Raw genomic sequence first — 20585 nt, 5'->3', positions numbered from 1 at the left:
GGTGAGCAGTACGTACACGCCCCCGGCGCTGCGCCCGGTGCGGATGGCCGCGAACGTGGTCGCGGCGCCGGTGCAGGTGAACCGCCGGCTGGGACATCAGGTCATCACCTTCTTCCAGGCGCTGTTCGCGATTCCCTTCGTGCTGAAGCACTATCGCAAAGAAGTGCTGCGGCTTGCCGCGGATGTGACCTGGGGCAACGGATCCCTGGTGGTCGGCGGCGGCACCATCGGAGTCATCGTGGCGCTGTGCGGATTCGGCGGCATCACCGTGGGCATGGAATCGTTCACGGCGCTGAACCTGCTCACCATGAGCCCGCTCACCGGGGCCATCTCCGGCTTCGCCACCACGCGGGAACTCGGGCCGATCGTCGCCACCCTGGCGTTCGCGATCCAGGCCGGCTGCCGGTGCACCGCGCAACTGGGCGCGATGCGCATCGCAGAGGAGATCGACGCGCTGGAATCCATTGCGATTCGGCCGCTTCCGTATCTCGTCAGCACCCGGATGCTCGCGGCCACGCTGACCATCGTGCCGCTCTACAGCGTCGGGCTGGCCGCCGCCTACCTGACCACGAAACTGTCGGTGTTGCTGCTGGGGGGCACCACCGCGGGGACCTACGACCACTATTTCCATCAATTCCTGCTGGGGCCGGACGTGTTCTGGTCGCTGCTGAAAGTCATTGTGTTCGTGATGATCTCGACGTTCATCCAGTGCTACTACGGCTATGTCGCCACCGGCGGGCCGGAGGGCGTCGGGGTGGCGGCCGGGCGCGCGATCAAGATGGTCATCGTCGTCACGGTTTTCATCGATCTGTTCATGACCCTGGCCATCTGGGGTATCGACCCCGGTTTCCGGATCTCGGGATAGGGGCCCGTGATGATTCTCGATCCCAGTGGCCGGGGCCCCACGGCCCGGCAGCTCACCCTGGCCGGACTCGGCATGATCACCGCGGTCGCGCTCGTGCTGTATCTGCTCGGCCTGCGTTACACCGGCCGCTTCGAGGCGCAGACCACGGTGACGGCGGTGCTCACCAGCACCGGTGACGGCCTGCCCGCCCGCGCCGACGTGAAGTTCCGCGGCATGGTCGTCGGCCGCGTCGAGGACGTCGCGGTGACCGCCCGCGGTGCGCGGCAGCAGGCCGTGCTGGCACTGCAACCCATACTGGCGCAGTCGATTCCGGCGAACGTCGCGGCACGGGTGGTGCCCGCCAACATCTTCGGCGTGACGGCGATCGAACTGGTCGACACCGCACCCACCGCGGCGACGCTGCGTGCGGGTGCGACGATTCCGGAGGACACCAGTGCCGCGACCGTGCAACTACAGACCGCGCTGGACGTGCTGCGCACCGTGCTGAACAACATCCAGCCCGAGAAGCTGGGCCGGGTGCTGTCCACCCTGGCCGCCGCACTGGATCCCGCGGCCCGGGTGCCCGGATCCACCGTGGAGCGGCTGGACCGGTGGATCACCGAGGTCCGCGAGACCGACGGGATCGGGGATCTGCTCGGCAATCTGGGCCGCGCGGCGTCCGCGCTGAGCGTCTCCGCGCCGGATCTGGTGGGGATGCTGTCGAAGTCGGTGACCACCGCGCGCACCCTCACCGAACAGCGCACGGCGCTGGTGCAACTGCTGACCACCGGCGGGCACGCCGTCGACACCGTGAACGGGTTGTTCGCCGCCAATCCCGATTCCGGGAAGTTCCTGGTCTCGGGCCTGAACGGGTTGTTCGCCAGTCTGGCGCAGGATCCGCAGGCCATTCCGTACGCGATCGCCACCCTCAACACGGCGTTGCAGCGGTTGCAGACCGCCTTCACCTTCGGCCCGAAGAAACAGATGGTGTGGAAGATGGACGTGTCGTTCACCCCGTTCCAGCAGTACACGGCGAAGGACTGCCCGCACTACGGCGCCATGGCCGGACCGCGCTGCGGCGGCCCGACCGTGCCGGAAACCGCTCCGCCGCAGGACTATCCGCCACAGCTGGTGCCGGGCCGGGTGGCCGCGGCCGGTCCGCCGCCGGTGGCTCCCGCCGTGCCGTCGATGCCCGCCGCGCCGAGTCCGTTCGCGATTCCCGGTTTCCCGATGCTGCCGTCGATTCCGGGGCTCACCGCACCGGTGCCACCGGCCGGTGCCGCGCCGGCCGCGAACCCACCGGGGTTGCCGGGCGGTCCCGCTGCGGCGCCGGACGGCGCGGCGGCGCCGCAGCCGAGTCCCGGTGGGCCGGTGTCGCCTGATTCCCCTGCGCCGCCAGGGAACTCGTATCCATCGACGGCACCTGACGGTCCGGCGGCGGGGACGTCCGGGGCCGGAGCCGCGGTGGATCCGGCCGTCGCGAGCGTGCAGCCCGCCGGGTTGCGGGGCGCGGATGCGGTCGCCGCGCTGGTCGGCGGTGCGCCGAACATGGCGCAGGTGCTGTTGCTGTCGTCGGTGCTCGCCGGTGGGTATCTGGTGCCGGCGGGCGGGGCGGGGGCATCGTGAAATCCGGAAAGCCGCTGGCGGGCTTCGGGATTTTCGCCGTGATCGCCGTGGTGCTCTCGTACACCATCTGGTCCACCCTGGAACGGTCGGTTCCCGGTCGCACGCACAGCTATTCGGCGGTGTTCTCCGATGTGCTGGGGCTGCGCGTCGGTGACGACATCCGGATGGCCGGGGTGCGGGTGGGCCGGGTCGACACCATCGCCTTCACCGACGGATACCGCGCGCAGGTGGGGTTCCGGGTCGAGAGCGATCAGCACCCGACCACCACCACGAAGGCGCTGGTGCGCTACCAGAACCTGATCGGGCAGCGTTACGTCGCGCTGATGCCCGGCAGTGATCCCGGGCAGCCGCTACCGCCGGGCGGGCGGATCCCGATCGAGCGGACCGAGCCGTCCTTCGACGTCTCCTCGCTGCTGTCCGGTTTCGAGCCGTTGTTCGATGTGCTGCAACCGGATCAGGTGAATTCCCTGTCGGAGACCCTGATCCAGGCATTGCAGGGCAACGGGGTGTCGCTGAGCGCACTGGTCACCCAGGCCGCGCAGCTGGCCACCACCTTCGGGCAGCGTGATCAGATCCTGGGCGAGGTGATCTCCAATCTCAGTAGTGTGATCGCGGGCCTGTCGCATCGCAGCAACGACCTGGAGACGCTGATCACCCAGGCGCGCGCACTGGTGGAGGCGCTCTATTCCCAGGGCACGGCGCTGAAATCGTCGGTGGAACACGTTGCGACAGCGACGGATTCGCTGTCGAACCTGATCGCCCAGGTGCAGCCGGGGCTGGTCGACGCCCAGCACGACGCCACCGCCGGTGTGGCTCTGCTGCTGCTCAACGGCGCCTCGCTGGACCAGGCGGCGGTGGAATTCCCCGGGATCTTCGACGCCGTCGCGCGATTCAGCAGCTACGGCACCTACGGCAACGCGTACATATGCAGTCTCGACGTGTCGCTGTGGGGCGTGCTCTTCCCACCCGGCCTGTTCAACCAGGTCGGCGGCCGATCGCATTCGGAGGTGTGCCGATGACGTCACGACCACGCCGGCCCCGGATCCGCTATCCGGGTTTCCTCGCCAATCGGTATCTGCGGCTGGGCTTGTCAGCCGCCGCGCTGGTGCTGCTGGTGCTGATCGGCTCGACCGTCGTGAAGCAGGCCCGGCTGGGGGACCGGACCGTCGCCGCCGAATTCGAGCAGGCCGCCGGGCTGCGGCCGGGCGCCACCGTCGACGTGTCGGGTATCGAGGTGGGGCAGGTGTCCAGCGTCGCGCTCGACAACGGCAAGGTGCTCGTCGGCATGAAGGTGCACCGCGACATCCGGCTCGGCGACGATGCGCGAGCGGCCATCAAACTGTCCACGATTCTCGGCCGGCTGCACGTGGATCTGACCCCGGGCAGCGGACCGGCGCTGCCGGGCAACCGGATTCGGCTCGACCACACCTCGGTGCCGTACAACCTGAGCAAGGTCGTCCAGGATCCGCAGTACAAATCGTCGTTCGAGCGCATCGAGCGACTGGATCCGCAGAAGCTGCGGCAGGCCCTGGATCTGATGGACCGGCAGATGGGCGACTCGCCGCAGCTGGCCGTGCAGGCGCTCGACAGCGTGGGCGCACTGGCGAAGGTGATCAACGACCGCCGCGACGAGGTGGACACCCTGCTGAAGGGGATGGACACCGTCTCGGAGCTGGTCGCCGACAACCAGAACAGTGTGCTGTTGCTGCTGACCCGCGGCGAGGCGATCGGCCAGGCGGTCCAGCAGCGTCAGACGCTGCTGAAACAACTGCTGGACAACATCGCGTCGCTGTCGAAACTGTTGCAGCAGATGGGTGTCGAGAACGGCAACCGGCTCGCGCCGCTGATCGGCGACCTGAACACCATGTCCGAGGGCCTGCGGAAGAACAAGGACAACCTGGACCGGCTCTACCAGGTGATGCCGGTCGCGCTGCGTCAGTTCGACAACGTGCTCGGCGACGGGCCGTACGGAAATGTGTACGCGCCGTGGATATTCCCGGACAACTGGCTGTGCTTCGCGCAGGCCGTCGCCGGGTGCGGGTGAGACGGGGATGACCATGACCAGATTCGGGAACCGGGTGAAGACGGCCGTGCTGTGCGCCGTCGCCACGCTCACCTCGGCGTGCGGGCTGCTGCCGGGGACCCTCACCGCGATACCCGGCCAGTACCTCGGCAACCGGATGACCGTCACCGCCGACTTCGAGAACGTCGCGGGCCTGTACGCGGGCAACGACGTCGCGGTGCTGGGGGTTCCGGTCGGCACGGTGGCCTCGGTGACACCGAAGGGCAGCTATGTGCAGGTGGTGATGTCGCTGGATCGCACCGTGAAGATCCCCGCGGACGCGATGGCGGCGCTGGTGAATCCGCAGCTGATCACCAACCGGCACGTGGAACTGGCCCCGGCCTACACCGGCACCGGGCCCGTCCTCGCCGACGGGGCCTATATTCCGTTGCAGCACACCAGGGTTCCGGTCGAGCTGGATCGCATCCTGGAGAACTTCGCGCAACTCGGCGACGCGCTGAAGGGTGACGACCAGACCGGCCCGATGGCCAGCCGGGTGCTGTTCCCGCTGCTGAACGGCAACGGTGACCGGCTGCGCGCGACCCTCGACGCGCTGTCCTCGGCGTTCGAGGTCACCTTCGCCAACAAGGACCAGATCTCCGACACCATCATCAAATTGAACGACATCACCGGCGTCATCGCGTCCAACGACCAGACCGTGCGCGACTTCAGCGGGCGGCTGACCGAACTGGTGGACCTGATGGGCCGGCAGGCGCCCGGTATCCAGGCGGTGCTGACCCAGCTCGACGACTTCGTCACCGACACCGCGAGTCTGGTGGGGCAGAACCGGGAACAGCTCGCCGGTGCGCTGAACCGCTTCCTGGCCATCACCGGGCAGATGCGCGCGAACGCACGCGGCCTCACCGAGATCGTGGACCTGTTCCCGCTGACGTTCCAGAACCTGTCCAACGCGACCAGCCGCGAGGATCAGGCGCTGCGGCTGCACGCCCTGCTGGACAAGTCCGTCCTCGACAGCGAGGCGCTGTCGACGTTCTGCGAACGGATCCAGCTGCGCCTGGACGGCTGCCGGACCGGCAAGATCCAGGACTTCGGCCCCGACTTCGGGCTCACCGCCGCACTATTGGGGATTGCGAACGCGAAATGAGACTGCGTACCACCACGTTCAGCCTCGTCGCCGCGGCAGCGCTGCTCGGCGCGAGCGGCTGTGCGATGACGGTGAATTCCGTGCCTATGCCCAAACCGGGTCTGGGCCGGCCCGGCTACACCCTCCACGCCGCCTTCGGCGACGCGCTGAATCTGCCCGACCACGCGCACGTGAAGATCGGCGGCACCGATATCGGCATCGTCACCGGCATCCACACCACGAATTTCCTCGCCGACGTGCAGATGCTGATCCGCGACGACATCCGGCTGCCGAAGGGCACCACCGTCGAACTGCGGCAGGCGACTCCGCTGGGCGACATTTTCGTGGCGATGACCCTGCCCGCGGCGGCGGTCGCGGTGGAGCCGATGCGCGATGGCGACACCATCGGCACCGACCACACCGCCGCGGGCGCGTCGGTGGAACAGCTGATGATGTCGGTGTCGTTGCTGCTCAACGGCGGTGGCATCAATCAGGCCGCGCGGATCACCACCGAGATGAACTCGATGTTCGCCGGGCGCGCACCGGAACTGGCCCATCTGCTGACCGAGATGACCGGCGCCATCACGGCTTTGAACCAGCGCACCGGCGACCTCGACGCGGTGCTGAACGGCCTGAACACGCTGTCCGGTGATCTGGCCCAGCGCAAGAGTGAACTGGGCGCCGCCGCCGACACCTTCCCGGCCCTGATCGGCCTGCTCACCGAGAACAACCAGCAGATGGTGCAACTGCTCACCAAGGTGGCCACCACCACCGACGCGCTCGGTGATTTCGCCACCACCACCGGCGGCGATTTCGTGGGCCTGTTCCACAGCATCCAGGTGCTGATGTCGGCCTTCGCGCAGAGCGACCAGCTCACCGGCGCCCTCGACGGTCTGCACGCGCTGTACCCGTCGATGATGGCGAGCCTGCGCGGCCCGGCCCTGGCGGTCGCGGCGACGGTGTCGTACCTGAGCATCGGGGCCCTCACCGATCCCTCGGGCAGCCGCCCGCCGGAGATCGGGGACGTGGGGCAGTTCGCCGGCAGCCTGGCGCAGGTTTTCGAGAAGGTGTTCGGCCGCCTGAACAGTCCACCGCGGCCACCCGGTGACGCACCCGGACCCGGTGCGCCGCAACCGCAATCGCCGTCGGGAGGAGACCGGTGAGCCCGCCGCTGTGGCTCTGGGTGGTGCGGCATCGCATCGCCGTGGCCAACCTCGCCCTGATCGCGGTGCTGCTGGTCGGGTGCGGCTACATCGGCGGATCCGTGCTGCGCTTCGATCCGCTGCCGCACACCTACAGTGTCACCGTCGAACTCGCGACCTCCGGGGGGCTGCGGTCCGGCAGCGACGTCACCTTCCGGGGCAGCCGGGTCGGAACCGTCACGGCGGTAAAGATTTCCGGTGACGGGGTCGCCGCCGTCGCCCGGATCGAGGATGCCGCGCGAATTCCCGTGGGCGGCACGGTGGCCGTGGGCCGGCTGTCCGCGGCCGGCGAACAGTACCTGGACTTCCGGCCCGATTCCGACACCGGGCCGTATCTGCGCGACGGTGCGCTGGTGGACCGTTCGAGCACGCGGGTACCGGTGCCGATCCAGTCGGTGTTCACCAACCTCAGCGAATTCATCGGCGGGCTCAATCCGGACCGGCTCGACACCATCATCGACGAACTCGACAAGGCCCTGGCCGGCGGCCCGGACAAGTTGCGCGACATGATCTCCGGGATCAGCCACGCCATGAACGGGCTGAACGACCTGCTGCCGCAGACGCGGCAACTGCTGGAGAACCTGGAGATCATCGCCGACACCACGCAGCACGCGCAGCCCGATCTGAGCACGCTGACCCAGGCGGGCGGCGTGCTGTTCGACCAGTTCGCCTCCGCCGACCAGGAATTGCGCAAGTTCCTGCAACAGGGCCCCGGCCGGCTGGCCACCCTCGACGGGTTCATCGCCGAGACCCAGGACCCGATCACGAATCTGGTGACGAATTTCGTCGCCGTCACCAAGGCGGCGAAACTGCGCACCCCGGCGATCGAGGCCCTGTTCCCGTCGCTGCGGGTCGGCGCCGAGGCGCTGGGTATTCCGGCGCATGACGGCATGTATCACACCCTCGTCGACCCCTGGCCCCGACCGACCTGTGACTACGACACCATCCCGGTGGTCGCCACCCAGGTCCAGGCCGACACCCGGGTCCGTCTCTACAACTACTGCGTCACCAGCGATCCGGCGTTGCAGATTCGCGGGTCCGCCAACGCACCCCGGCCGGACGTCCCCGACAACGGGGCCACCGCACCGCCGGGTGTCACCGGCAACGAACTGTCCCAGCCCGTTCCCGCCCGATAGGAGAAACATCATGAGCGACAAGGACGTCGCGCCGACGCCCGGCGAACCCGGCGCGGAATCGGCAGCGGCCGCGGCCCGGTCCGCCGACGGCACGGTCCAACCGGTCGACGTGACGGCGAAGTCCGCCGTCACCGATATCGCCGCCGTCGCAGCGGAACCGGTACGAGTCGCGGCCGAAACGCCCGCCGCCGTTGCCGAGACCACCGGGCCCCCTGCTGCCGCTGCCGAGACGCCTGCTGCCGCGGGGACACCCGCCACCTCTGCCACCACGGCGGAGACGGCAGCCGCTACCACCAGGACGCTCGACACCGTTGCTGAGGCGAGTGCCTCCCGGCCCGGCGACGACACGAAAGACGATGCCGCCGAAAAGAAGTCGCGCACGCCGCGCATCACCGTGCCCGCGCCGGGCCGGGCGGCGCGGCTGGCAGGCCGGGCTGTGGTGCTGCTGGCGCTGGTGGCGGCGATCGCGGCGGCCGGTTTCTTCTACCATCGCGACCACGAGCAGCGGCAGCTGGCGGATGCCGAGCAGCAGGCGCGGACCGCCGCCTGCAAATATGCGCCCGTGCTGGCGAACTACGACGCCAAGAATCTGGACGCCTACTTCGCCGCCGTCCTCGACGGCGCGACCGGCGACTGGCACAAGCAGTTCGATTCCACCAGCAAGGATCTGCGCGATGTGCTGACCCAGGGCCAGGTGGTGTCGAAGGCCACCGACGTGCAGTGCGCGATCCGCAGCAACGACCGGGATTCGGCCGAGGCCATCGTGGTGATCGGCCAGACCATCACCAGCCTCGGCACCCAGGGCAAGCCCGCGCCCGGTCAGCTGTCGATGGTGATGCGGCTGCAACGGTCCGGCGACCACTGGCTGGTCGACAAGGTGAATTCGCCGCTGGCACCACCGCCGCAAAGCTGAACCCGCGGCGATCCTCAGGCGCCGGAGGGCTGTTCGATCCGGCTGAGCGTGTCGTAGATCTCGCTCTCCTCGGCGAGCAGGCCGATATCGCCGCGCTGCCGCGGCCGAGGCTCGTCGATCACGAATTCGCGGGCGATCCGGCCGGGCCGCGGTGACAGCAGGATCACCCGGTCGGCGAGGTAGACGGCCTCGCCGACGTCGTGGGTCACGAACACCACCGTCCGGCGCCGGGATTCCCACAGCGCCAGCAGATCCCGCTGCAACTGGATGCGGGTGAGGTGGTCGACCGCGCCGAACGGCTCGTCCATCAGCAGCACGTCCGGTTCGGCGGCCAGGGTCCGAGCGATACCCGCCCGCTGCCGCATACCGCCGGACAGCTGATGCGGATACTTCTTCTCGAAACCGGAAAGCCCCACCTGGGCAAGGTATTTCGCCGCAGCCTCGCGCCGCTGTGCCTTGCCCGCGCCACGGAACTCCAGGCCGATCTCGACATTGCGCGCCACCGTGCGCCAGGGATACAGCGAGGCATCCTGGAACACCACCCCGATGCGCGGATCGGTACCGCGTACCGGTTCACCGGCGAGCAGCACCTCGCCCTCGGTCGGCTCCTGCAATCCGGCCAGGATCTCGAGCAGGGTGCTCTTGCCGCACCCGCTCGGCCCGAGGAAGACGACGAATTCGCCTTCCTCGATGGTCAGATCGATGCCGTCGAGCGCCCGCACCGGCGGATCGGTGGGAAACAGTTTGCCCAGCCCCCGCACGTCGAATGTTGCCACGGGTGTGTCACCTCACTGGATTCGTGCCGCCGCCGGTGTCCCGGCGGTCAGTTGGCGGGTTTCGGGTAGGAGAAGGGCTTCACGAATTCCTGCGGGATGAAACGCGTGTCGATGTACTTGCCGGCGTCGTACCGCGAACTCTGGAAACCCACCGAGATCTCGGTGTCCTGGGTGTCCTGGATGGCCTTGGGGTCGATGGCCGGGTTGTCGTCCCAGATGTCGTCCTCCTGCTTCAGCGCCAATTCCACCGCCTGCGGATCGATGGTGGGCAGCTTGGACTTCAGCCACGGCAGGTATTCGTCGTAGTGCTCCTTGGCATAGGTGTATGCCGTGAAGTACGCGCGCAGCCCGTTCTTCAGCAGATCGGGGTGGTTTTTGATCACGTCGTCACCCGCGATCAGCACGCCGGTGTGATAGGTCGGCAGGTAGTCCCAGCCCCGGGCCAGCGTCGTGGATCTGCCCTGCAACTGACCCAGCGCCGGGAACGGCTGGTGAATGATCGTCGCGTCGACCTGGCCGGTGGTGAGCGCGCCGTACGCCTGCTGGTTGACCCCGTCCGCGACGAATTTCACGTCCTTGTTCGGATCGAGTCCGTCGGCCGCGAGAATCTTGCGGACATAGGTCTCCATACCGCTGCCCGCGACCGCGATACCGACGGTCTTACCCTTCAGGTCGGCGACCGAATTGATGCCGGGCCGGGCGATCAGGAAGAACGGCCCCTTGCTCCGGAAAGCGGAGCTCACGATCTTGATCGGGGCACCCTTCGCGGCCGCGCGCAGATAGGTGCTGGTCGGCCCGAACGCGAAGGTCAGCTCGCCGGTGGCCACACCGGTCACCGCGTCCTGGACCTGGGTGAACTTCACGTCCAGGCCCTCCTTCGCGAAAATACCCTTCTCCACGCCGAATCGGAGCGGCAGCTGGGTGTATTCGGTGCTGTCCTGGAGGGTCAGCGTGGCGTGCCCCGCGTCCCCGGCCGCACTGTTGCCGGACAGTGAATCGACCGTCCCGGAGCAGCCGCTCACGACCAGCGCCAGCGCCGCGACGCCGATCAGTGCGGCCAGGGATTTCCTCTTCAACACGATATTTCCTTCGATACTGGGACGGTCCGGCGCGGAAAGCGGCCGGATCAGGCGTATTTCCAGCGGAGAAGGACCTTCTTCTCCAGCAGGTCGACGGCGGCTATGACGAGCACGGAGAACACCGTGATCGAGAGCACGAGGGCGAACAGTGTGGCGGTGTCGTAGACGCCGATCGCCCGGTTGAGCATGTTTCCCAGGCCGGCCTTCGACGCGATGATCTCGCCGAACAGCGCCGCCACCAGTGCGGTGCCGGTTTCCACCCGCAGCGCGGCGACGATACTGGGCGCCGCCGACGGCAGGATCACCTTGAACACGATCTGCCACCGGGAGGCGCCGTGCGCGCGGGCGACCTTCAGATGGTTCTCCTGCACCTGCCGGATTCCGGCGATGGTGTTGAACACGAACAGGAAATAGCCGAACAGCAGCACGATCACGATCTTGTGGTCCACCCCGACGCCCAGATACAACGTCAGCAGCGGGATGATCGTCACCTTCGGCACCGCCATCGCCGCGGCGATGAACGGATTGAAAAAGCGTTCGCCGGTGCGCGACAGGCCCATCCAGATTCCGGTGGTCACGCCGAGCGCGAAGGCCAGCACGGTGCCGACCGCCGCTTCGTAGAGCGTGATCAGCAGATTGCCGAACAGATGCTCCTGGGTGATCAGATGCGGGAACACGTGCAGGATCTGCGTGGGGGAGGCGAGGTAGATGGCGCCGACGCGGCCCGAATCGACCAGCCATTGCAGCAGTCCCAGCACCGCGGCCACGACGAGCAGTTGCCCGGCCAGGATCGCGAGATTGCGCCGCGACAGCGCGGTGCGCAACCGCCCCCGGCGGGCCGCGGCCGGGCGCGGCGGGGTCACCATCGGTGCGGTCCGGATCTCGGCATGATCGACGGTCATGGTCACACGCCCGCCTGTGCCGAGTCCGGCGCGGCCGCAACGGCTTCCGCCCGCTGCCGGGCGCTGGTGCGGTGGCGCCGCGCGGCCGGTCGCGCCAGCCCGAGCTGATCGCGGAAGGTGGTCCCGGCGTACTCGGTGCGGAACAGCTTGCGGCGCTGCAACTCCGGCACCACCAGCTCGGTGAACGCCTGCACCGAGCCCGGTACGAAGTCGGGGAAGATGTTGAAGCCGTCGGCGGCCCGCTGTTCGAACCAGTACTGGATGTGGTCGGCCACCTCGACGGCGTCGCCGACCACCGTGCGGGAGCCGACGGTGATGCCGTTGATCAAATCGAAGAAGGTGATCGGCCGGGACCCCGCTACGGTGCGGCGGGTCGTCTCGGTGATGCCCTCGAACACCTTCCGGCCCTCGGGTCCGGACCGGTCGAAGATCTCGCGGGGCACCGCGCCGTGATGTTCGTACCCGGTCACGTCGACGCCGAGCACCTGCGACACCGAGGCCAGATTGCGCTTGAGCCCCTGGCCGAGGCCGCCGAAGCGCACCGAATCCGCCACCACGCCTTCGGGATCCAGCGGCAGCAGCGCGTTGAGCCGGTCGTAGGTCGCCACCGCCTCGTCGGTGGTGGCGGCCACCACCACGCTCAGGCCCGGCAGGATCGCGATGTCGTGCTCGCTGCGCCCGTACCGTACCGCCCGCGCCTTCACATCCGCGTAATACGCTTGCGCCGCCGCGAGATTCGGCTGTCCGGCGAAGATCACGTCGGCCTCGCGGGCGCCGAGCTCGCGGGAGCGGTCGGAGGTGCCCGCGTGCAGCAGCACCACCTGCCCCTGCGGCGGCCGGGCCACGTTCAGCGGCCCCCGCACCGAGAAGTTCGGGCCCACATGGTCGATCGTGTGCAGCTTCGATTCGTCGAGGAACCGGCCGGTGCTCTTGTCCCGTGGGAAGGCGTCGTCCTCGGTGCTGTCCCAGAGCTCGCGCACGACGTCGACGAATTCGTCGGCCCAGTCGTAGCGTTGCTCGGTGTCCCAGTGCGCGTCCCGGCTGAAGTTGTGGGCGGCGGCGCCGTCCGCGCCGGTCACCAGATTCCACGCCGCGCGGCCGCCACTGAGGTGATCCAGCGATGCCAGCAGCCGCGCCACCGTGAACGGGTCGTAGTAGGTCGGATTCGCGGTCACCGCGATGCCGATGTGCGAGGTGACCGCCGCGAGCGCCCCGGCCACCGTGAACGGCTCCAGTCGCGACATCTGGGCCGGATTCGTCTTGGCCAGGGCCGGATCGGTGGCCAAACGGTCACCGAGGAACAGGAAGTCGAACTTGGCCCGCTCGACCAGCCGGGTGACCTCCTGGATGAATCCGATGTCGAAGGCGCCGTCGGCCTTCGCGCCCGGGTATCGCCAGCCCGCGGTGTGGGTTCCGGTGGCCCAGAACATGAGTCCCAGGTGCAGTCGGCGCTGTGGTTCGGACATCGTCTATCGCCCTCCGGACGTGGTGTCGGCGTGTGCCCAGTGGTTGGCTGGGCGTGCGAGGCCCAGGTGTTCGCGCAGTGTGCGGCCGGTGTAGTCGTGCCGGAACAGGCCGCGGCGCTGCAACTCCGGAATCACCAGCTCGACGAAGATCTCCAATTGCTCGGTGAGATAAGCGGATTGGATGTTGAAGCCGTCGGAGGCACCGGCGTCGAACCAGGCCTGGATGTAGTCGGCGACATCGGTGGGGTCGCCGACGACGATGTGCCCGCCGACGACGTGGGTGTACAGCAGATCCAGCACGGTCACCGGCGGTGCGCCGCCGACGGATCGGCCGGTGCGGGCCTCGGCGGCGGCCAGCAGCGCGCGCCCGGCCGGATTCAGCGCCGCCGCCGTCGCGGCATCGAGCGGATCGCCCGGCCGCGTCCCGGTGAGATCCACGCCCACCCGCTGCGACAGCGCGCCCAGATTGCGCAGCCCCCGGCCCTGCGCCTCCCGTGGCGGCGGTGGCGTATCGAGGGACCAGGCGGCGGGATCCTGTCCGCCGTAACGGATGTCGTCGTCGAGCGCGATCAGCGCGTTGAGCCGGTCGTACAGCTCCCGCGCCTGCGCCCGGGTGCGCGCCACGATCGGGGTGAGGCCGGGCAGCACCGCGATCTCGGCGGGATCGCGCCCGAATGCGGCCGTGCGACGGCGGATGTCGTCGGAGTACTGCTTGCCCTGCTCGATCGTCGCGGCCGCGGCGAACAGCACGTCGGCGTCGCGCGCGCCCAGATCGCGGGAACGGTCGGAGGTTCCGGCGTGCAGGATCACCGGATGCCCCTGCGGCGGCCGGGCGACGTTCAGCGGCCCGCGCACCCGGAAGGTGCGGCCCTCGTGGCCGACGGTGTGAATCTTGGTGGCGTCGACGAACTCTCCGGTCTCGGGGTTGCGGAGGAACGCGTCGTCCTCCCAGCTGTCCCACAACCGGCGGACCAGGTCCACGAATTCGTCGGCCCGGTCGTAACGCGCGGTGGCGTCGCCGTGCTCGGTGCGGGTGTAGTTGTCCGCGGCCCGGCCGTCGGCGCCGGTGACGATGTTCCAGGACGCCCGCCCGGCCGAGATGTGATCCAGCGACGCGGTCAGCCGGGCCAGGTTGAACGGCTCGTAATAGGTCGGATTGGCGGTCACCACGATGCCGATCCGGCTGGTCAGCGTCGCGAGGTACCCGGCCGCGGTGAACGGTTCGATCCGCGACAGCACCGAGGTGTTGGTGTATTGATATTCCGGTCCGGTCGCGAGCCGGTCGCCGAAGAAGAAGAAATCGAATTTCCCGCGCTCGGCGAGCTGGGCCAGTTCGGCGACGTAGCGGCCGTCGAAACCGCGGTCGTGCACGGCCTCGGGCAGCCGCCAGCCCGCCGGATGGGTGCCGTTCGACCAATACATGTAGCCCAGATGCAGGCTGCGATTCCGGCCGGAATCCGTCGTCATGTGTCCACCTCGCTGGAGAGAAGAATGCCGCTGTCGGGCCGGTCAGGCCGTGACCTGGCCGGGCGCACCGCTGAGATCGCCGCCGAACAGCGCCGACAGCTCGGCGAATTCCGCCGTCGTGGGCCGCCACCGCGCCGCGGCGAGATTGTCGGGACCGGTGACGCCCGCGATCACGCTCGACACGGATTCGTGGGCGAGCAGCCATCCGAAGGCCAGCGCGGCCGGGGTGACCGCGCGTTCCCGGGCAAATTCGGCGTACCGGTCCAGCGCCTCCCACGGGGCCGCGGTCAGCAGATGTTTCTTCAGGTTGGTGATCTTCGCTCCGGCCGGTGCCACGCCGCGGCGGTATTTCCCGGTCAGCAATCCGTTCTGCAACGGGAAGTACGGGAAGAAGCCCAGCCCGTAGGCGGTCAGTGCGGGCAGCAATTCCCGGGCGGGCTCCCGCCACAGCAGGTTGTACTCGTTGGTCGCCGAGACGAAACGGGTCAGCCCGTGCAGGCGGGCGACGTATTCGGCGTCGGCGACCTGCCAGCCGGCGAAATTGGAACTGCCGATATAGCGGATCTTGCCCTCGCACACCAGATCGTCGAGCACCGACAGCGTCTCCTCGATCGGGGTCACCGGATCGGGAGTGTGGATCTGGTACAGATCGATCCAATCGGTGCCGAGGCGGCGCAGCGAGGACTCCACGGCCAGCCGCACGTAGCGGCGCGATCCGCGCACACCCCAGTCGGGGCCGTTGAGCCCGTTGAGCCCGATCCCGAACTTCGACCCGATCACGACGCGATCCCGGTTGGCTCCCAGCGCTTTTCCGAGCATGGTCTCGCTCTGGCCGGGGTGCTCGCCGTAGACGTCGGCCACGTCGAAGTAGGTGATCCCGAGATCCAGCGCCCGCCCGACGATGCGGTCCACCGCCGCCTGGGTGTCGGCGACCATGCCGACGCGACCGAAGGTGCTGGCGCCGATACCCACCTCGGACACCACCAGCCCGGACCGCCCGACCGCGCGGAAGCCCGCGGGCACAACGGTTCTCGCCGCCGACGGCGTCGCGACGGCGGCGGTCGGGGGCAGGCTGGGCGCAGGTGCGGGCATGGGCTCCGACAGTAGGGATCAGGCAACACCGCAACAAGGGATGCTGTTCCGTTGATCGGAATTGTTGACATGTCCGAATTGCTGTGCAGTAGCACGATGTGGCTGCCTGTGGCCCCCATCCTTGCCAGTCATCCGGTCCTGTGTGAGGATGAGATTCCGATATACGGAATTATTCGCGGTGGTGGCCAGTGTCGGCGGCCCGCCGGGCCCGGCGAGCGGAAGGGAGGCGCCGATGACGGTCGACGGCTCCGCGCTACAGACGGTGTCGCGGGCGCTGGCGGTGCTGAGCTGCTTCCAGGACGATGCCGAACTCGGCGTCACCGATATCGCCCGCGCCCAGGGCCTCGCGATGAGCACCACCCATCGGCTGCTGCGCACCCTGCTGGAATCCGGCTTCGTGGAACAGGATTCGGGCAGCGGCCGCTACCGGCTGGGGGTCGCGCTCGCCGAGTACGGCCACCTGGCCTACCGCCGCCACCGCATCTACCTGGCCGAGCCCCACCTCGAACAACTCGCCGTCGAAACCGGCACCGCCGTCTCCATCGCGGTCCGGCACGGCACCGACGCCATCAACCTGGCCTTCACCCGGTGGCGGGAGACGCACGGCCACAACCTGTCCGAGGTCCGCTTCCCGCTGCACGCCAGCGCGCTCGGCAAGGCACTGCTGGCCTGGTCGCCGGTGACCCGCGCGGAGCTCGAGGAGCTGCCCTACGATCTGGGCACCGAACGCACCCCGCAGCACGCCGCCGCCCTGTCCGCCGAACTCGAACTCGCCCGCGACACCGGCTACGCCCTCAACGACGAGCAGACCGAATGGGGCTTCCGGATCATCGCCGTCCCGGTCTTCGGCCCGGACGGCCACGCGCGCTTCGCCCTCGGCGTCCGTGGCACCACCCGGCTGATGATCCCGGAACGAATCCCCTTCATCGCCAACCTGGCTCGCGTCACTGCCGCCACCATCGGCGAAGCCATGTTCTCGGAGCCGGCCGGCTGACGATCGGTGCGTCAGCTGCTGTGCGGCAGCCGGTCCGCGTCGAGGAAGGTGCCGTAGTCGGGCAGCGGTGTGTCGCGGTCGATCCCGTCGAGCTCCACCTGAACATCGGCGAAACCTGTGGTTGCCCGGACCAGATCATCCGGCATCTCCGTGCCACCGGCCCCGGTTCGGCGCGAGTACGGGCCCGCGCCGTCGTACCGTGAAGTGGTGTACTGGGATCCGCGACCGATCGTCGCCGGTTCGGCCGGGCTGCCGGTCTCCGGCCTCGACGGCATGCTGCTGGGGCCACCGGACCACTATCTGCGGGGCCGGTGGGGTAATCGGGACTGGCGCAACGTGCCCGGGCCGTTCTACGGGGCGCTCACCGATTCGTGTTGGGTGGGACGGCTCGTCGCGCCGGACCACATCGTCTACGAGGACGACCGGGGCAGCGAGGTGGTGTTCCGGCAGCCGCGCAACGCACGCGAGACCCAGGTGGTGCTGACGGCGGCGTGGTCGGATCCGTTCCACGCCTACGCCTGTGACGGCGACGACCACTGGACGCTGGAGGCGATCCGGGACTGGTGGGCCGAGCGGAAGCGGCTGCTGGAGTGGATCGACGACACCTGCCGCGCCTGGTCCGACAGCGGCCGCACCGACCATCACGACAACACCCGCGGGCTGCGCGCCTACCGCGGCTATGTGGCCGACGGGCTGGAAACCTCGCTGCGGGAGTACGGATTCTGGCTGGAGCAGCGGCGGTCCGCGACCACCGGGGAAGCGCTGCCGACGCTGGGATAGCCCTCAGCGCAACGGGACCGCGGCGGTGGGGGCCGGCGGGAGGCCGGCGGCCAGGCGTCGGCGGGTGGGGTGCTCGCGGGGCTCGGCGATGCCGTAGACCATGGCCAGGATGTGCTCGATATCGGTGAGGTGGTCGGCCGTCGTGAGGACCGGCGGCGCGTAGGACCGGCCGGGCGCCTTGAAGATCAGGCGCATCGGCACGTCGGGTGCGGGCTGATGGTAGTCGACGTCGAGTTCGCGGCAGCCGATCGCGAGATAGGGGGCGATGTCGGTGCCGGGGGCGAGTTCAGCGTACCAGCCGCGTATCCCGGTCCGCTCCGCCAGCAGCGCGGTCTCCATCCGGGCGATCAGCGGCCGGAACAGGCCGGTGTGGCGCAGCGGCCCGGTGAGCGCGAGGTAGCCGGCGAAACCCGCCGCGGGCAGCACGAAGAAGGAGGCGAGGCCCGCGGGCACGGGATCGGCCGGGGTCCGGCGCACGGTCCACAGCCGGTGATCCGGATCGCTGCGTGCCCGCCGGAACGCGGACTCCGGCACGGTCGCCGGGCCGGGCGCAAAGGCTTTGCGGTACACCGTCATCGCCGCGTCGAATTCGGCGTCGTCGGTGGCCGGGCGTATCTCGAAGGCGCCGTCGCGGCCCACGTAGCGGTCCAGCGGCAGCCCGCGGACCCGGTCGGTGCGGGCGAGAGTGGCTGCCATGGCCCGGAATTCGGCGCTGGCGCCGGGATCGTCGATCCGCATCGCCCAGCGCAGGTATTCGTGGACGCTGCTCGCGACCACCGGCGCCGGAATCGCGGCCGACCAGTCGGGGCGCAGTGGCTTGCCGATGAGGATCAGGTTCGTGACCGGGTCCTGGTCGGCGGACAGCGCGGGCTGCACGTACGGGAAATCCAGGCCGCGATAGCCCCAGCGGTGCCAGATCAGGGCCCGCGTCACCGGGTCGAGATTGTCGGTCACCGCGGAACTGACCAGCGGGTCGTTCATCTCGGCCAGAACGGCGTCCAGGGGGCGATCGTGCGCGCGCCGGGCATCCGCGTCGAGCAGGGCCTCGGTGTGGGCGAGCAGCTTCCGCCCGGTGCCGGCGCCGCGGCCCGCGGGCGCGATCAGCAGGAATTCGATGACGCCCGTATTGGGCTCGGCGAGATAGTCACTGATCGAGGCGGCCACCACCGCGCCGTCGGCCTCGCCGAGCACGATGTGATAGTTGTTGCGGCCGTACCAGCCCTGCCGTTTCCGCCGCAGATAGCCGGCCATGTTCGCCAGCGATTCCCGCTCGTCCGGGTCGGGGAATTCCGCGACGTACAAGGTGTCGTAGAACGCGCGCAGCGCCGCCAGATCGGCCGGGTCGTCGGTGAGTTCGCGGAAGGCCGGCACGGTCACGTCCGGCCGATGGCGCCGAACAGGCGCTGGAACGAACCGGCGGACAGGCTCGGTGTCTCCGGGATCAGCGGGCTGGACTTCTGCAACAGTTCCAGGGCGCCGTACTCCTTGCGCAGGAATTGCTCCTTGTGCTGGAGGCTGTCCAGGTTGTAGCGGATCGCGTCGGGTTTGGTCAGATCGGTGTGCTCCCAGATGAGATAGCAGTCGTCGAGCCGCGGCAGGGTGCCGTCGGCGACACCGTCGGTGGCCCACAGGCACTTCCACAGATACGCCGAATAGAAGTCCGGCACCTCGTTCACCTCGGTGATGCGGTGGTGGTCGGAGTCGAGCAGCAGGCAGTAGTTGAAATCGTAGGGCCAGCGGTCGGCGATCGGGGCCAGCGCGGGGTTGCGCTTGCGCAGATGGCTGCGGTGGCACAGCAATCCGGTGACCTCCACGGAGACGGCCGCGACCTTGCGGTGCTGCATCGAGGGCACCAGCCCGCGGCGGATCTCCCGGGCGCGGCGGCCGACCACCACGACCAGCATCGAATTCGCCTCGTCGCCGTGGCCGAGCTGGCCCAGGAAGAAGGATTCGTCGCCGGATTCCACCTCGCTGGTGAAATCCCAGGACGGCGCCCATTCCTCGAAGCCGGCGTAGGTCCAGCGCTGGATGTCGTTGCGGCCGACGGGATTGGCGCCCGGACCGGTCCGCTCCCACCAGCCGTAACTGAGCAGCACCCCGGTGCAGAAGACGCCGGAGACCCGCAGCGGCAACGGTTTCCGCGGCGCCTTCGCGGTGGCCAGCCGCTGCCGCAGCCGCCGCACCGAGATCTGATCGCCCGCCTTGGCCGAGCCGCCCGGATCGAGCAGCGAGTCACCGACGAATTCGGTGATGTGCAGCACCTTCTGCAACAGCAGGGTCAGCGGGTCGGCGATCTCCGCCTTCAGGATTTCGGCGAGAAGTCCCGGGTGGTACGGGAATTGCACGTCGATGCCGAGGCCCAGCGGCCCGGCGCGGCCCGAGACCTTCCACAGTCGGCCGGTGTCGTCCGGAGCGGTCATGTCTTCCCCCTGCGCGCATGGTCGGATCCGCCACTCCATCATCGACGGTGTGGGGCCGGATGTTAGCCGAGTGGCCGAAATCCGTCCGGTCAGCGGCCGCCGCGCCGGGCGGCCACCGCGGTCGCGGTGGGGGTGGCGGTGGGTTCGAGCAGATGCGGGATGCGTTCGATGCCGGACAGATCACGGTGCACCACATGGCTGCGGTCGGCGAAGGAACCGAGGCTGTAATGCGGTTGCAGCCCGAACAACTGGCTGCGGGCCGATCGGGCGGAGCAGCGTGCGGGCTCGGCACGCATAGCCGGGCCGAGTGCGGGTAAGCGCGAACATGTCTCCCGGAATTCCCGGGCCCCGGCGGTCCGGACCGACAGAGAGGACCCTCGTGCCTACCTCGAATTCCACCGCGGTGGCGCCGTTTCCGCCGGCACCGGAACCTGTGCCGCCGATACCACCACCGGATCCGCTACCGGAAAGGCCGATCCCCGAGCCGATTCCGCCCGCGCCGGATCCGCACCCGGAACCCGGTATCCCGCCGATCCCGCCCGCGGATCCGCCTCCGGCGGAACCTGTTCTGCCGCAGCCGTTCTGAGCAGAAATCGCGCCGGGCCGCCCGAATCGGGCGATCCTGGAACGCGATCTGCACGCGGTGTTCGTCGCCGTCGACGAGGCCGATGACGCCGAAGGCCATCGGGCGGGCGCGGTGCGGATCGATGTCGTAGACCGACAGCGCGGCGGCGAGATCGGA

20 protein-coding genes and 1 pseudogene are annotated in these 20585 nt (G+C 69.0%); 10 read left to right on the top strand and 11 right to left on the bottom strand.

Features of this window, described 5'->3' with window-relative positions:
- Position 1 precedes the first annotated feature (1 nt).
- Genes LBW94_RS38345 through LBW94_RS38310 form a run of 8 tightly spaced genes read left to right on the top strand, consistent with a single transcriptional unit; the run spans position 2 to position 8867 of the window.
- Positions 2-865: an ABC transporter permease gene (locus LBW94_RS38345; RefSeq protein ID WP_225057899.1), complete on the top strand. Its 864-nt coding sequence runs from the start codon at positions 2-4 to the stop codon at positions 863-865.
- A gap of 9 nt (positions 866-874) precedes the next feature.
- Positions 875-2470, top strand: coding sequence for an MlaD family protein (locus LBW94_RS38340; RefSeq protein WP_225057994.1), 1596 nt, complete (start codon positions 875-877; stop codon positions 2468-2470).
- The gene (locus LBW94_RS38335; RefSeq protein WP_225057900.1) at positions 2467-3489 is read left to right on the top strand and encodes an MCE family protein; all 1023 of its coding nucleotides are present in this window, start codon (positions 2467-2469) and stop codon (positions 3487-3489) included. Before LBW94_RS38340 ends, LBW94_RS38335 begins: the two co-directional genes overlap by 4 nt.
- Positions 3486-4514: an MlaD family protein gene (locus LBW94_RS38330; protein ID WP_225057901.1), complete on the top strand. Its 1029-nt coding sequence runs from the start codon at positions 3486-3488 to the stop codon at positions 4512-4514. Before LBW94_RS38335 ends, LBW94_RS38330 begins: the two co-directional genes overlap by 4 nt.
- A gap of 7 nt (positions 4515-4521) precedes the next feature.
- On the top strand, positions 4522-5637 hold the full coding sequence (locus LBW94_RS38325) for an MCE family protein (RefSeq protein WP_225057902.1): 1116 nt from the start codon (positions 4522-4524) through the stop codon (positions 5635-5637).
- Positions 5634-6779, top strand: coding sequence for an MCE family protein (locus tag LBW94_RS38320; RefSeq protein WP_225057903.1), 1146 nt, complete (start codon positions 5634-5636; stop codon positions 6777-6779). The genes LBW94_RS38325 and LBW94_RS38320 overlap by 4 nt, the downstream gene beginning before the upstream one ends.
- On the top strand, positions 6776-7954 hold the full coding sequence (locus LBW94_RS38315) for an MCE family protein (RefSeq protein WP_225057904.1): 1179 nt from the start codon (positions 6776-6778) through the stop codon (positions 7952-7954). Before LBW94_RS38320 ends, LBW94_RS38315 begins: the two co-directional genes overlap by 4 nt.
- A 10-nt stretch (positions 7955-7964) precedes the next feature.
- Positions 7965-8867: a hypothetical protein gene (locus LBW94_RS38310; protein WP_225057905.1), complete on the top strand. Its 903-nt coding sequence runs from the start codon at positions 7965-7967 to the stop codon at positions 8865-8867.
- A 14-nt stretch (positions 8868-8881) separates the two neighbouring features.
- Here LBW94_RS38310 and LBW94_RS38305 read toward each other — a convergent pair whose 3' ends face one another.
- The 6 genes from LBW94_RS38305 to LBW94_RS38280 are packed head-to-tail and all read right to left on the bottom strand — an operon-like array spanning position 8882 to position 15649.
- The gene (locus tag LBW94_RS38305; protein WP_225057906.1) at positions 8882-9643 is read right to left on the bottom strand and encodes an ABC transporter ATP-binding protein; all 762 of its coding nucleotides are present in this window, start codon (positions 9641-9643) and stop codon (positions 8882-8884) included.
- A 47-nt stretch (positions 9644-9690) separates the two neighbouring features.
- Positions 9691-10722: an ABC transporter substrate-binding protein gene (locus LBW94_RS38300; protein WP_225057907.1), complete on the bottom strand. Its 1032-nt coding sequence runs from the start codon at positions 10720-10722 to the stop codon at positions 9691-9693.
- Between the two features lie 47 nt (positions 10723-10769).
- A complete protein-coding gene (locus LBW94_RS38295; protein WP_225057908.1) occupies positions 10770-11624 on the bottom strand; it encodes an ABC transporter permease in 855 nt (284 codons plus the stop codon).
- Between the two features lie 2 nt (positions 11625-11626).
- Positions 11627-13090 (bottom strand): NtaA/DmoA family FMN-dependent monooxygenase, encoded by a 1464-nt coding sequence (locus LBW94_RS38290; RefSeq protein ID WP_225057909.1) that lies wholly within the window; start codon positions 13088-13090, stop codon positions 11627-11629.
- Between the two features lie 3 nt (positions 13091-13093).
- Entirely contained in the window at positions 13094-14557 is a 1464-nt protein-coding gene (locus LBW94_RS38285) for an NtaA/DmoA family FMN-dependent monooxygenase (RefSeq protein ID WP_225057910.1), read from the bottom strand.
- 42 nt (positions 14558-14599) lie between these two features.
- Positions 14600-15649, bottom strand: coding sequence for an aldo/keto reductase (locus tag LBW94_RS38280; protein WP_225057911.1), 1050 nt, complete (start codon positions 15647-15649; stop codon positions 14600-14602).
- Positions 15650-15881: 232 nt separating this feature from the next.
- Here LBW94_RS38280 and LBW94_RS38275 point away from each other — a divergent pair, with 232 nt between their 5' ends.
- A complete protein-coding gene (locus tag LBW94_RS38275) occupies positions 15882-16643 on the top strand; it encodes an IclR family transcriptional regulator (RefSeq protein WP_225057912.1) in 762 nt (253 codons plus the stop codon).
- A gap of 11 nt (positions 16644-16654) precedes the next feature.
- On the opposite strand, the gene LBW94_RS38270 is transcribed toward LBW94_RS38275, so the two are convergent.
- On the bottom strand, positions 16655-16789 hold the full coding sequence (locus LBW94_RS38270; protein WP_255634281.1) for a hypothetical protein: 135 nt from the start codon (positions 16787-16789) through the stop codon (positions 16655-16657).
- Between the two features lie 61 nt (positions 16790-16850).
- Between LBW94_RS38270 and LBW94_RS38265 the strand changes: the two genes are divergently transcribed.
- Positions 16851-17423: a ferredoxin gene (locus LBW94_RS38265; RefSeq protein WP_225057913.1), complete on the top strand. Its 573-nt coding sequence runs from the start codon at positions 16851-16853 to the stop codon at positions 17421-17423.
- A gap of 3 nt (positions 17424-17426) precedes the next feature.
- Here LBW94_RS38265 and LBW94_RS38260 read toward each other — a convergent pair whose 3' ends face one another.
- The 4 genes and pseudogenes from LBW94_RS38260 to LBW94_RS38245 all read right to left on the bottom strand — a co-directional run.
- A complete protein-coding gene (locus tag LBW94_RS38260; RefSeq protein ID WP_225057914.1) occupies positions 17427-18800 on the bottom strand; it encodes a GNAT family N-acetyltransferase in 1374 nt (457 codons plus the stop codon).
- Positions 18797-19843, bottom strand: a complete 1047-nt coding sequence (locus tag LBW94_RS38255; protein WP_225057915.1) for a hypothetical protein — start codon at positions 19841-19843, stop codon at positions 18797-18799. Before LBW94_RS38255 ends, LBW94_RS38260 begins: the two co-directional genes overlap by 4 nt.
- An 89-nt stretch (positions 19844-19932) precedes the next feature.
- Complete coding sequence (locus tag LBW94_RS38250; protein ID WP_225057916.1) at positions 19933-20139, bottom strand: hypothetical protein; 207 nt, start codon at positions 20137-20139, stop codon at positions 19933-19935.
- A gap of 164 nt (positions 20140-20303) precedes the next feature.
- Positions 20304-20585, bottom strand: a pseudogene (locus tag LBW94_RS38245) (hypothetical protein); the annotation flags it as partial.

Source organism: Nocardia sp. alder85J, assembly GCF_020176955.2.
In the GTDB taxonomy this organism is placed as follows: Bacteria; Actinomycetota; Actinomycetes; order Mycobacteriales; family Mycobacteriaceae; genus Nocardia.
The sequence above is the reverse complement of the archived record's forward strand: the minus strand, read 5'-3'. Positions and strand labels throughout refer to the sequence as shown.